Origin of the sequence: Amycolatopsis sp. NPDC049253 (assembly GCF_040678995.1) — a bacterium.
GTDB lineage: Bacteria > Actinomycetota > Actinomycetes > Mycobacteriales > Pseudonocardiaceae > Amycolatopsis.
The window spans coordinates 59291-71565 of the sequence record NZ_JBFAQX010000013.1 but is presented as its reverse complement, the minus strand read 5'-3'; the positions used below and the strand labels follow the sequence as shown (position 1 = coordinate 71565).

13 protein-coding genes are annotated in these 12275 nt (G+C 70.7%); 9 read left to right on the top strand and 4 right to left on the bottom strand.

Annotation, left to right across the window (positions count from 1 at the left end):
- Window positions 1-122: 122 nt before the first annotated feature.
- Window positions 123-1016: an SDR family oxidoreductase gene (locus tag AB0K15_RS27240; protein WP_364056194.1), complete on the top strand. Its 894-nt coding sequence runs from the start codon at window positions 123-125 to the stop codon at window positions 1014-1016.
- 45 nt (window positions 1017-1061) lie between these two features.
- Here the strand turns inward: AB0K15_RS27240 and AB0K15_RS27235 are convergent, their stop codons facing one another.
- Window positions 1062-2909, bottom strand: coding sequence for an AMP-dependent synthetase/ligase (locus tag AB0K15_RS27235; RefSeq protein WP_364056191.1), 1848 nt, complete (start codon window positions 2907-2909; stop codon window positions 1062-1064).
- A gap of 197 nt (window positions 2910-3106) precedes the next feature.
- Between AB0K15_RS27235 and AB0K15_RS27230 the strand changes: the two genes are divergently transcribed.
- The 7 genes from AB0K15_RS27230 (at window position 3107) to AB0K15_RS27200 (ending at window position 9762) form a co-directional block, all read left to right on the top strand.
- Window positions 3107-3787 carry a transcriptional regulator gene (locus AB0K15_RS27230; RefSeq protein WP_364056188.1) on the top strand — a complete coding sequence of 227 codons (681 nt, stop codon included), beginning with the start codon at window positions 3107-3109 and terminating at the stop codon, window positions 3785-3787.
- Entirely contained in the window at window positions 3784-4965 is a 1182-nt protein-coding gene (kynU, locus tag AB0K15_RS27225) for a kynureninase (protein ID WP_364056185.1), read from the top strand. Before AB0K15_RS27230 ends, kynU begins: the two co-directional genes overlap by 4 nt.
- A 217-nt stretch (window positions 4966-5182) precedes the next feature.
- Entirely contained in the window at window positions 5183-5506 is a 324-nt protein-coding gene (locus tag AB0K15_RS27220) for a hypothetical protein (protein WP_364056182.1), read from the top strand.
- Window positions 5507-5968: 462 nt separating this feature from the next.
- Window positions 5969-8401 (top strand): nitrate- and nitrite sensing domain-containing protein, encoded by a 2433-nt coding sequence (locus AB0K15_RS27215; RefSeq protein WP_364056179.1) that lies wholly within the window; start codon window positions 5969-5971, stop codon window positions 8399-8401.
- Window positions 8401-8817 (top strand): roadblock/LC7 domain-containing protein, encoded by a 417-nt coding sequence (locus AB0K15_RS27210; RefSeq protein WP_364056176.1) that lies wholly within the window; start codon window positions 8401-8403, stop codon window positions 8815-8817. Before AB0K15_RS27215 ends, AB0K15_RS27210 begins: the two co-directional genes overlap by 1 nt.
- Entirely contained in the window at window positions 8814-9185 is a 372-nt protein-coding gene (locus AB0K15_RS27205; RefSeq protein WP_360594819.1) for a DUF742 domain-containing protein, read from the top strand. Before AB0K15_RS27210 ends, AB0K15_RS27205 begins: the two co-directional genes overlap by 4 nt.
- Entirely contained in the window at window positions 9166-9762 is a 597-nt protein-coding gene (locus AB0K15_RS27200) for an ATP/GTP-binding protein (RefSeq protein ID WP_364056172.1), read from the top strand. Before AB0K15_RS27205 ends, AB0K15_RS27200 begins: the two co-directional genes overlap by 20 nt.
- Here the strand turns inward: AB0K15_RS27200 and AB0K15_RS27195 are convergent.
- On the bottom strand, window positions 9756-10214 hold the full coding sequence (locus AB0K15_RS27195; RefSeq protein ID WP_364056169.1) for a DoxX family protein: 459 nt from the start codon (window positions 10212-10214) through the stop codon (window positions 9756-9758). The genes AB0K15_RS27200 and AB0K15_RS27195 overlap by 7 nt on opposite strands.
- Window positions 10215-10324: 110 nt before the next feature.
- Here AB0K15_RS27195 and AB0K15_RS27190 point away from each other — a divergent pair, with 110 nt between their 5' ends.
- Window positions 10325-10780: an NUDIX domain-containing protein gene (locus tag AB0K15_RS27190; protein ID WP_364056166.1), complete on the top strand. Its 456-nt coding sequence runs from the start codon at window positions 10325-10327 to the stop codon at window positions 10778-10780.
- Here the strand turns inward: AB0K15_RS27190 and AB0K15_RS27185 are convergent.
- Both AB0K15_RS27185 and AB0K15_RS27180 read right to left on the bottom strand, forming a co-directional pair.
- The gene (locus AB0K15_RS27185; protein WP_364056163.1) at window positions 10777-11430 is read right to left on the bottom strand and encodes an HAD-IA family hydrolase; all 654 of its coding nucleotides are present in this window, start codon (window positions 11428-11430) and stop codon (window positions 10777-10779) included. The two genes, AB0K15_RS27190 and AB0K15_RS27185, sit on opposite strands and share 4 nt — an antisense overlap.
- A gap of 32 nt (window positions 11431-11462) precedes the next feature.
- The gene (locus AB0K15_RS27180) at window positions 11463-12263 is read right to left on the bottom strand and encodes an alpha/beta hydrolase (protein ID WP_364056160.1); all 801 of its coding nucleotides are present in this window, start codon (window positions 12261-12263) and stop codon (window positions 11463-11465) included.
- Window positions 12264-12275 lie beyond the last annotated feature (12 nt).

Here is a 12275-nt window from a genome sequence, read left to right as displayed (position 1 = left end):
GCGCATGACGGCCACCGTTCGTCGCCGTCGCCCTGCCCCGTGCATTGAATGGCCCAACACTGGAAAAGAGCGCGGCGGAGCGGTCCCTCGCCCCGCCGTCGCCGGGCAGTGGGGAGAGGGTTATGGACAGGCTCATGCAGGACAAGGCCGTGGTCGTCACCGGCGCCGGCCGGGGACTCGGCGAGGCGTTCGCCGTGCACGTGGCCCGCGCGGGCGGGGCCGTGGTGGTCAACGACGTCGACGCCGGCCTCGCCGAGCGGACGGCGGAGAACATCCGGCAGCACGGCGGACGGGCCGTCGCGAGCGGGCACAGCGTGGCCGACCCGGCGCAGGCCCAGGCCATCGTGGACCTGTGCGTGGGCGAGTTCGGGCGGATCGACGGCCTGGTCAACAACGCCGGCCTCAACTACGAGGCCCTGCCGTGGGACGACGACGTCGACCAGGCCAGGGAGCTGGTCGAGGTCAACGTCCTGGGTGTGATGTACACGGGCCTGGCGGCGATCAAGGCGATGGTCGCCGGGGGGATCCACGGGTCCATCGTGAATATTTCGTCCGGCGCTTCGCTGGGGCAGCGCAAGCTCGGCGTGTACGCGGCTTCGAAGGGTGCAGTCGCTTCGCTCACGTACTCGTGGGCGCTGGACCTGGAGGAACACGGGATCCGGGCCAACGCCGTGTGCCCGGTGGCGCACACGCGGATGGTGTGGAAGTCGGAGCGGGCGCTGCGGGCGTGCCCGCCGGAGCGCACGCCGTCGCGCATCGCGCCGGTGGTGCTGTTCCTGCTCGGCGACGGATCGGCCGGGATCACCGGGCAGATGATCCGGTGCAACGGGCCGCAGCTGCACGTGATGGGACAGCCGTTCCTGAAGCAGCCGATCCTCGAGCGGCAGGTTTGGGACACGGAGACGGTGCAGAACGCGTTCGACGAGGTGTTCTCGGCGCACCTGGAGAACTACGGCCTCGAAAAGCGCGTGCCGCCCCGCCTTCGCAAGTGGACGGACAGCAGCCGCATCGCCTGACGGCCCACCCCGGGCGGCTCACCTCGGACCGCCCGGGGCCGGCGATCAGGACGCCGGGCTGGCAGCTGCGTACAGGTCCTTGATCGCGGCGTCGTAGCGCTCGTTGATGACGCGGCGCTTGAGCTTCAGCGTCGGCGTCAGCTCGCCGGTCTCCGGGGTCCACGCCTGCGTGATCAGGTGGTAGCGCTTGATCTGCTCGATGCGCGCCAGCCGGCTGTTGGCCGATTCCACCGCGCGTTCGATCTCGGCGAGCACCTGCTCGTGGGCGGCCAGCTCGTCGATGCCGGACGCCTCGATGCCGTGAGCCGTGGCCCAGCCGGGCGCGATCTCGTCGTCGAGGACGATCAGGGCCGTGACATACGGGCGGTCGTCGCCGATGGCGACGGCCTGGCCGATGAGCGGGTGTTCCTTGAGCAGGCCCTCGATGCGGGTGGGGGCGATGTTCTTGCCGCTCGAGGTGATGATCAGTTCCTTCTTGCGGTCGGTGATCCGCACGAAACCGTCTTCGTCGATGGTGCCGATGTCGCCGGTGGCGTACCAGCCCTCGGCGTCGGTCGCGTCGGCGATGGAGCCGTCTTCCTGCAGGTAGCCGAGGAAGACGATGGGGCCGCGCACGAGCAGCTCGCCGTCTTCGGCGACCTTCACCTCGACGCCATCGAGCGGCTTGCCGACGGTGCCCGCGCGGAAGCCGCCGGCGCTGTTCGACGTGGCCGCGCCCGTGGTCTCGGACAGGCCCCAGACCTCCTGGATCTCGACGCCCAAGCCGGCGATGAAGTACAGGACCTCCACCGGCAGGGCCGCCGCACCGCTGGAGGCGACGAGCACCTTGTCCAGACCGAGCAGTGCGCGCACGGGGGCGAGCACGGCTTCGTCGGTCTTCGCGATGCGCTCGGCGAGCTCGGCGGGCACCTCTTTGCCGTCGGAGCGCAGCTTGTAACCCTCCTGCAGCAGGGCATTGGCCGAGAGCAGCGCCTCGCGGCGGTCCTCGGGCACGCCGCCGAGCATGTTCTTCATGCCCGCCACCATCTTTTCCCACACGCGCGGCACGCCGAAGAAGCTCTCCGGGTGCACCTGCCCGAGCGCGGCGACGACACCGGCGGCGTCGGCGACGGTGTGCACGTGGCCCGCCCACAGCAGCGGCAGGTAGATCGACAGCTCGCGCTCGGCGATGTGCGCCAGCGGCAGGTAGGCGATGTTCCTGGCGTGCATGGGAGCGTCGTGCAGGTTCTGCACCGCGAGTCCTTCGTGGACGGCGTTGCGGTGCGACAGCACGACACCCTTGGGGTCGCCGGTGGTGCCGGAGGTGTAGATCATCGCGAGCGGGTCGTCCGGCTGGATCGCCTGCCACGAGGCTTCGAACGCGGCGGGGTCCTCGGCGAGCGCCGCGCGTCCGGCCTCGCGCACTTCGGCGAACGAAACGAACCGTTCGTCGCCGGCCGGGATCGCGCCCGCGTCCATCACGACGACGTGGCGCAGCACGGGGAGATCGTCGAGCACCGGCAGCCAGCGCTCCAGCTCACCCGCGCCGCCGAGGACGACGACGGGCGCGGCGCTGTGGCGGGCGACGTAGCGGATCTGGTCCGGGCTCAGCGTCGCGTACGCCGTGCACGGGATCGCGGCCAGGTGCACGGCGGCGAGGTCGGCGATCAGGTGGTCGGGACTGCTCACGGCCATGATCAGCATGCGGTCGCGCTTGCCGAGGCCGAGCCCGGCCAGGCCACGCGAGAACTCGGCGATCGCGGTGCGGAACTCACTCCAGCTCAGCGTCGGGTGACCCTCGAGGTCGAGCGAGGTGACGGCGGGGTGTTCGCCGTACTCAGTGGCGTTGCGGTGTAGCAGGCGGGGGATCGTCTGACCCTCGGCCTGTGCGGCTGCGGACTGCGGGGTGGTCAACGCTGGCCCTCCTCCAGTGGTGCTGATGACCGACCACTGTAGGGGCTCCCGGCCGGTGTGGATAGAGAATCGCGGCCACTCCGCGTGCCTGCGTGGACCTGACCGCGAACTGCGCAAAACAGTCGATTCCCCACCTGGTGAGGAAAGATCCACTTCAGCGGTCCTGCTTGAATGGAAGCCCCGTCGAAGGAGAGCCTGTGCCCGCTCCTGATGCCTCCGCTCGTGAACTGCTCGCCGCGATCCAGCGTGAGCTCGCGCCGCGCGACGAGGACAACCGGCTCTTGCCGCTCGTCGCTTCCGGCTCCGCGCCGCGGGCGGTGTTCGCCGCGATCGCCGCCGAGGAGCGGTGGATCGTGCGCAGTGACTGGCGCAGCTTCCACGCGCTGGCGGCCCGTGCCGACGAACCGCGGGCGCGTGAGTTCTTCGGCGGCCTCGCGCCGGGGGAGCAGCTCGCGCTGGGCAAGCTCGACGCGTTGGCGGCCGCGGCCGGGGACGATCCGGGGACCGAGCTGCCGCGCGCGGGCTGTCAGGCGTATCCGGCGTATTTCGCGTGGCTGGCGCTGAATGGTGAAGCGGCTGAAGTCGCTGTCGCGATCTTCGCGAACTTCGCCGCGTGGGGCCGGTACTGCGCCGCCGTCGCCACGGGGATGCGTGAGCACTACTGTTTTCAGGACGGTGGCTTCTCCGACGACGCGTGCGCGTTCTTCGACTTCTTCGCCGCCGACGTCCCGGAAATCGAAGAGCGGGCGCTCGCCGCGATCCAGGCCGGGCTCGACGCCGGGCGGCTCGATCCCGGCCGTGCGCGGACGTACGCCCGGCTGTTCCAGAGCTACGAGCTGATGTTCTGGAACACCCTCGCCGACGAGTTCCCGGCATGACGCTCGTCCGCAGGGAACTCGGCACGGAAGCCGCCGCCCTCGACGCCGCCGACCCGCTGGCCGCCAAGCGCGCGGAGTTCGACCTCGACCCGGCCGTCGCGTACTTCGACGGCAATTCCCTCGGCGCCCCGCCGCGGCACGTCGCGCAACGGCTCGCCGACGTGGTCCGCGATCAGTGGGGCGGCCGGCTGATCCGGTCGTGGACCGACGGGTGGTGGGACGCGCCGGAGCGGGTCGGCAACCGCATCGCGCCGCTCGTCGGCGCGGCGCCCGGGCAGATCGTGGTCGCCGACTCGACGAGCGTCGACCTGTTCAAGGTGCTCGTCGCCGCCGTGCGCGCGAACCCGGGGCGCGGCGAGATCCTGCTCGACGCCGCGACCTTCCCGACCGACGGCTACGTCGCCGAGCAGGTCGGGCGCCTCACCGGACACGCCGTGCGGCGCGTGCCGGTCGCCGAGCTGCCCGCCGCGTGCGGTGCGGCGACGGCGGCGGTGCTGGTGAACCACGTCGACTACGTGTCGGGCCGGCTGCACGACATGGGCGCGATCACCGCCGCGGCGCACGCGGCCGGCGCCGCGGTGGTCTGGGACCTCTGCCACAGCGTCGGCGCGATCGAGGTGCGGCTCGACGAGCACGAGGTCGACTACGCGGTGGGCTGCACCTACAAGTTCCTCAACGGCGGGCCCGGCGCGCCCGCGTTCGTCTACGTCGCGAGCCGGCGGCAGGAGTCGTTCGACCAACCGCTCGCGGGCTGGGCCGGGCACGCCGATCCGTTCGCGATGGAGGCCGGCTACCGCGCGGGCGCCGGGATTTCGCGAGCGCGCGCGGGCACCCCGGACATCCTGTCGCTGCTCGCGCTCGACGCTGCGCTGGACGTGTGGGACGACGTCGATCTCGCCGTCGTTCGGGCGAAAGGCTTGGCACTGGGCGATTTCTTCCTGCGCTGCCTCGACGAACTGCTGCCCGGCGCCGACGTCCCGACGCCGCGCGACCACGCCCGCGGCCACCAGATTTCGGTGCGCGTACCGGACGCGCCGCGCACGATGGGGGCGTTGCACGAACGCGGTGTGCTCGGCGATTTCCGTCCGCCCGACGTGCTGCGGTTCGGGCTCGCGCCGCTCTACACGCAGTACGCGGAAGTGCTGCGTGCCGTCACGGCGTTGCACGAGCTGAGCTGAACGAAAAGGCGAACCGAATTCATGGAAAATCGCGGTTTTCGCGGCTGAATGGATCCACGAATAGCCCCTTCGGGTGAGCGACGGGGACAGTTCCGCGTGGTTGCCCGCTATGATCGGAGCCTGCTTTTCCGCTGGTGGACGCACCGCGGACGGCGCGATCCCGTGCTCGTGCGGTGCGGGGAAACGTCGGCGCGGTTTCCGGGCGAAGGGGGCGGCGATGGCCGGAGCACGGGTTCGCGAGGTGCCGCTTTCGTATGTCGGCACACTCCTGGTCGGAGTGGTCATCGGAATTCTGCTCGCCGAATTCGGTGGCCTGTTCGTGCGCTTCCCGGTGGAATCCGTGCTCGTGCTGGTGCTGGTCTGCTCCGTGGCCGTGCTCGGCTGGGCGTGCCGGGAGATGCTGCGCGATCTCGTCCGCCGGGGCCGGCGCCGCGGCTCCGCTCGCGAAGCCGACCACGAAGCCGACCTCGACTGGCCCGACGGGCCGCGCTTGATCCTGCATCGCGAAGGCGCCTCGCGTCCGAACGGCGTTCGGCGCTGAAAAGTGGTAATCGCACCGGTTCGAGCAGCGATTCCGCGGCCGGTGTAGCCCATTTCACGCCTTTTCGTCCTCGCGGGGAGTCCGCGGCCGCACGTAAGGTGGCCGTCACGGTCCGTCGGTGCCTTCGGTGATGGACCTCACCGAATGATTTCGGTGTTCCTCACACCTCGTTCACCTCGCCAATAGCGCGTCGCAGGTCGCGGCGGCACCGCCGTCCGGCCCATTACCCGTGCGACCAAGCTCACCCCTCGCGTGGTGGATTTTCCAAAGTACTGCTGGGAGTTGTGAGTGGATCACGGGAACGTGACCTTGATTCGCATCCGGACTTGACGTTGCTGCCCGGCCTGCCTAACGTCGTCGCGGGCGATGGACCACGGTGAGTTGATCCGGCTGGTCGGAACCGGGTGAGAAAACCCTGGGAGACCCGAATACTTTGTACTGCCGGAAGGAAAACGGACCACGGTGAAGCAGAATTCTGTTCGTCGCAGCCGCGGCTCGTCGATTCGGTCACGCGTGCTCGCGATCGCGTTGATTCCGAGTCTCGCTCTCCTGCTCGTCGGCGTCGCGCTGGCCGGCTACCTGATCACCGACGCCCTGCAGGCGCGGGACTACGCGCGGAAGATCCGCAGTTCGGAAGGCCCGGGCATCCCGTTCATCCTCGCCGCCGAGCAGGAGCGGCAGCTGTCGATGAGCGTGCTGGCCGGGCAGGCCGACGCGCGCCAGGCGCTGCAGGCCGCGCGGCCGAAGACCGACGCGGCGGCCGCGCAGATCAGCTCGATCCTCGAAGGCAACTTCGCCGACGACGACACCGTGCCTGCGAGCGTGAAGCAGAACATCGCCACGTTCGCCGGGCTGTACTCGAAGGTGCCGCAGGTGCGCCAGCAGGTGGACGCCGGGCAGCTTCCGCTGCTGCAGACGTTCACCTTCTACAACCAGATCATCGACCAGTTCACGCAGGGCGTCGCCGGGCTCGCGCAGGCCGCGCGAGGTGCGGAGAACGCGTTCGCGCGCCTGTCGGCGATCCCGATCTTCAACGCCGCCGAGGAGATGCAGCGCAGCGACGCCCTGTCGGCGGCCGGGCTCGCCTCGGGCGGCCTGAGCGGCGACGAACAGCGGGCGTACATCGGGCAGATCGGCGCGTACCACGCGCAGCTGGAACAGTCCGTGCCGCAGATGCTGCCGCAGGTGCGCGCGAGCTACGACAAGCTCGTGGCCGGACCGGACTGGCGCACCGTCACGCAGGTCGAAAACGCGTTCCTGGCGGGCGAAAAGCAGCTGCCCGTGCCGCAGCAGCAGTGGCGCGACGCCGCGCACCAGGTCGCCACGACGCTGATGACGATGTTCGTGACGCAAAGCTCGGCCGCCACCAACGCGGCGATCGCCGACGCCGACACCACGCTGACCAACTCGATCATCGCCGGCGCCGCCGCGCTGCTCATCGCGATCATCGTGGTGCTCATCGCGCTGCGCCTGTCGCGCCGGTTCATCGCGCGCCTCGCGCGGCTGCGGGAGGACACGCTCGACGCGGCCGAGGTCCGGCTGCCGGAGCTGGTGGAGCGCGTGCGGGCGGGCGAGCCCGTGGACCTCGAAGAGGGTGGGCACTTCCTCGACCACGGTGACGACGAGATCGGCGAGGTCGCCGAGGCGTTCAACAAGGCGCAGCAGGCGGCCATCGCCGCCGCCGTCGAAGAGGCGAAGACCAGGGAGGGCACCAAGACGGTGTTCCTCAACATCGCCCACCGCAGCCAGGTCATCGTGCACCGGCAGCTGAAGGTGCTCGACGCGGCCGAGCGCAAGCAGGAGGACCCGGACCAGCTGGACACGCTGTTCCAGCTCGACCACCTCTCCACACGCGCCCGCCGCAACGCCGAGAACCTGATCATCCTCGGCGGCGGCCAGCCCGGCCGGCAGTGGCGCAACCCCGTGAGCCTCGCCGAGCTGGTGCGTGGCGCGGCGGCCGAGACCGAAGACTTCTCGCGCGTGAAGACGGCGGCGCTGCCTTCGGTGGCCGTGCGCGGCCCGGTGGTCGGCGACCTCGTGCACCTGCTGGCGGAGCTGATCGACAACGCGACGTCGTTCTCGCCGCCCGAGGCGCGTGTCGAGCTGCGCGGCAACGTCGTCGGCAAGGGCGTGGTGATCGAGGTCGAGGACCAGGGCCTCGGGCTGGAGAAGGAGCAGGCCGACGAGTTCAACGCGATGCTCGCCGACCCGCCGGACTTCGGGATCATGGCGCTGTCGGACGAGCCGCGGCTGGGCCTGTTCGTGGTCGCGCGGCTCGCGTCGCGCCACGGGATCTCCGTGCACCTGCGGGAATCGGCCTACGGCGGCACGCGCGCGATCGTGCTGGTGCGCAGGGATCTGCTGGCGCCGCTGAGCGAGGCGACGCCGGACGTCGCCGAGGAGCAGACCCCGGTACCGGTGCCGGTGCCGGTGCCCGAGCAGCCGGTGCAGGACCCCGTGCGGATGAGCCGGGTCGGACGGCGTGCCGCGCGGCTGCGGCCGGAAGCGGCTCCCGTCGCGCAGGTGGAACCGCCCGCGTACGAACCGCCCGCGCCCCCGGTCGAGCAGCCCGCTCCGCCGCGTGCCGCGCGGCCGCCTCGCCCGCCGCAGCCGGCGTGGCCCGCGCACGAGCCGCGCCCGGCGCCGGAGAACGGCCGCCCCCAGCAGCCGTACCGGCCGGAGGCCCCCGGGCGTCCGCCGCTGCCTCAGCGCCGGCGTCAGCAGAACCTCGTGCCCCAGCTGCGCGAAGACCGTCCTGCGCACGAGCTCCAGGACGCCCGGGAGGACACGCCGGAACTCGCCCGCAACCGCCTCACGGCGTTCCAGCAGGGCACCCGGCGCGCCCGGGAGACGGAAGTCGACTACGACGACAACAGGTACGGAGATCGCGACTGATGGCCAACAACGGCGTCAACGAGCTCGACTGGTTGCTCGACGACCTCGTCAGGCGGGTCGCCGGTGCCGAGCGGGCAGTGGTGCTCTCGTCCGACGGGCTGCTGATCGGCCGGTCGAGCAACCTGTCCGAAGAGGACGGTGAGCACCTTTCGGCCGTCGCTTCGGCGTTCCAGAGCCTCGCGAGGGGCACCGGGCGCCACTTCGGCGGCGGCAACGTGCGGCAGACGATGGTGGAGATGGACCACGCGTTCCTCTTCGTGACGGCCGCCGGCCGCGGCGCGTGCCTCGCGCTGCTGGCGAGCGCCGACGCGGACATGGGGCTCGTGGCGTACGAGATGAACCTGATGGTCAAGCGGGTCGGCGCGGTGCTCACGGCGGCACCGCGGGCCGGAGTGGTCCAGCGGACTTCGCCATGAGCGGCCGGCACGAGTCCTGGTTCGACGACGAGGCCGGGCCGCTGGTCCGCTCCTACGCCGTCACGGGCGGGCGCACCCGCTCGGATACGCTCGGGCTGGACCTGATCACGCTCGTGGTCGCCATGCGCACCGCGCGCGAGGTGGCCGCGATCGAGCCGGAGTACGCGCGGATCCTCAGCCTGTGCCAGAAGCCGACGTCGGTCGCCGAGGTGGCCGCGCGCGTGGACCTGCCCCTGCCTGTGGTCAAAGTTCTGCTGAGTGATCTGATCGAGCAGAACCTGGTGCTGTTCCGCACCGCCGCACCACCGACCGAAGCCCCGAACAAACACGTACTCCAGGCGGTTCTCGATGGCATCCGGAAACTCTGAACCCCGGCGCGCGCTGACCGCGACCGCGGTCAAAGTGCTGATCGCCGGCGGGTTCGGGGTCGGCAAGACCACGATGGTCGGGTCGGTCAGCGAGGTCGCCCCGCTGCGCACGGAAGAGGTGATCACCACCGCTTCCGAAGGTGTCGACGACCTGTCGGGCGTGGAGCAGAAGACCACCACCACTGTCGCGCTGGACTTCGGCCGCATCACGATCAACCCCGATCTGATCCTGTACCTGTTCGGCACGCCCGGGCAGGACCGGTTCTGGTTCATGTGGGACGAGCTGGCCGAGGGCGCGCTGGGCGCCGTGGTGCTGGCCGACACGCGGCGGCTGGAATCGTGCTTCGCCGCGGTGGACTTCTTCGAGCGGCGCGGCCTGCCGTTCATCGTGGGCGTGAACTGCTTCGACGGTGCGTACCGCTACGGCACGGAAGAAGTCCGGGCCGCGTTGGACCTCGACCCGGACGTTCCCCTGTTGCTGTGCGACGCCCGCGAGCGGGAGTCCACCAAGCAGGTGCTGACGATCCTCATGGAGCACGTGATGAAGCACAGCGACCTGGCGGCCGCGGGCTACTGACGGGCCTTCTTGGCGCGGTTGCGCAGGTTGCCGAGTGCGAAGGCGCCCGGGCCGGTGGCGGCGATCGTGAGGAAGATCCAGGAGTACAGCGCGGCCGGCTCACCCATGTTCTGCATCGGCAGCAGGCCCATCGGCGCGTGGACGGTGAAGTAGGCGTAGGCCATCACGCCGGACAGCACGATCGCGGCCGGTCGCGTCGCCACGCCCAGCAGGATCAGCACGGCGCCGACGACCTCGATCACGCTGGCCCAGAAGCCGGGGAAGCTGCCGAACGGCACGGCCCCGCCCTGGCCGTCGATGCCGCCGAAGAAACCGAAGCCGGCCAGGCCGTGGATCAGGAACAGGGCCGACGTGACGACCCGGAACAGCCCCAGCACGACGGGGCGGGCGCGCTCGACGAGCTGCGGCTTCGTGGTGGACGGGGTGATCTGGGTGCGGGTGATGGTGGTCATTTCCGGTTCCCTCCGGGTGTTTTTCCCTTTTGCCGATGCGTCGAACCGGCCCGGCGCGGATCGACACGGGTGCGGAATCTTTTTCGGACGGGTTCCGGCAGACTGTCGCGATGGCTGCCAAACACAGTGCCGGGCTGCTGCTTTTCCGCCGGCGCGACGAGGTCGAGGTGCTGCTCGCGCACATGGGTGGGCCGTTCTGGGCGAAGAAGGACGAGGCCGCGTGGTCGCTGCCCAAGGGCGAGCTCGAGGACGGCGAGGAGCCGGTGGCCGCCGCCCGGCGCGAGTTCGCGGAGGAGCTCGGCCTGCCCGCGCCCGACGGCGAGTGGCTCGCGCTGGGTGACGTGCGGCAGTCGGGGAAGGTCGTCACGGCTTGGGCCGTAGAGGCGGACCTGGACCCGGCGGCGGTCGTGCCGGGCACGTTCGAGCTGGAGTGGCCGCCGCGCTCGGGGCGCAAGCAGGAGTTCCCGGAGGTGGACCGCGTCGAGTGGTTCGGGCTGGACGACGCGCGGGTCAAGCTCGTGAAGGGGCAGCGGGCGTTTCTCGACCGGCTGTCGGAAGCGGTTTAGCCGAGCAGGTCGAGGACCTCGGCCAGCGGTTTGGCCGTGAACGACGGCAGCACCAGGTCGGCGTGGCCGAAGTCGAGCACGGTGGTGATGGCGTTCGGCACGGCGACCGTCGGGATGCCCGCGGCCTTCGCGGCGCTGACGCCGTGGGGCGAGTCCTCGAAGGCGATCGCCTGGTCGGCCGGGACATCGAGCGTGGCCAGCGCGGCGAGGTAGGTGTCGGGGCGCGGCTTGGCGGCGTGGCGGTCGCCGGTCTCGACGGAGCCGAACCGCTCGGCGAGGCCGAGGCGGGCGAGCTGGCCGTGGACCCAGGTGCCCGACGAGCTGGACGCGACGCCGAGCTTGAGGTTCCGGTTCGCGGCTTCGTCGAGGTAGCCGAGCACCCCTTCGCGCGGGCCTTCGGCTTCGAGCAGCTGGTGGACGCGGGCGCGCATGCCTGGGCGCAGCTGTTCGGGGTCGATGTTCGCGACGCGCTCGGCCAGCAGCTCGAACATCGTGGCGGCCGTGTTCTGCGTGCCGATCACGGTGTGCCAGACCTCCAGGGGGAGCTCCGTGCCGTGGTCGCGGAACATCTCCTGCCACGACTGCAGCACTGCGGCTTCGGTGTCGGCCAGCGTTCCGTCGAAGTCGAAGATCAGCGCTCGCGTGGCCACCCGGTCAGCTTGCCGTACGGCCGTTCACGGTGTCAGCGAGGTGTGAAGAACTCCGCAAGCACCGGGGCGAGGGCCTTCGCCTTCACGAGGTGCGTCTGGCCGGGGAGGGTGCGGTAGGTGGCGTCAGGCAGCGTCTCGGCGAGCTGGGCCACGCCGGTGCGCATCCACCGGGGACTCTTGCCGCCGTCGATGACGAGGGCCGGCGCGGTGATGCCCGACCAGCGTCCTTCGGGGAGCGGCCGGCCGGCCTGGGTGCCCTCCATCAGGGCGTTGTCGTAGGGGAGCGTGTGGGCGACGCGCTTGAGCTTCGGCCAGGCGGGCATGAGGCGCATCATGGCGACCATGGGGGCGGGCAGTTCGATACCGACGCGCATGAAGAGGCGGACGGCTTCCGCGCGGTTGTTTTCTTCGACGGCCCGCTCCAGCTTCTCCGTGTAGTCGCGTTCGAGCGGCTTGCGCGACCCGTCGACGACGAACGGCGGCTCGTACACGGCGAGCTTGTTCGTCGGCACCCCGCGGTGCGCCGCTTCGAGCGCGAGCGCGGCCCCCGAGGAGATCCCGAAGAGACCGGCTTCCCCACCTGCCTCCTTGACGACGGCGGCGACGTCTTCCACTTCCCGCTCCACGTCGTAGGGCAGCGTGTTCCCGCTCTCGCCCCGGCCGCGGCGGTCGAAGGTGAACACGGTGAAGTGGCCGGCGAGCTCGTTCGCGATGGCGTCGTTGGGCGTCGAGCCGCGGTAACACATCGCCCCGTCGACGAGCACCAGCGACGGCCCGGTGCCGATGCGGGTGTAGCCGAGGGTGGTGCCGTCGGCGGAAATGGTGGTGGGCATGGGTTTTGCTTC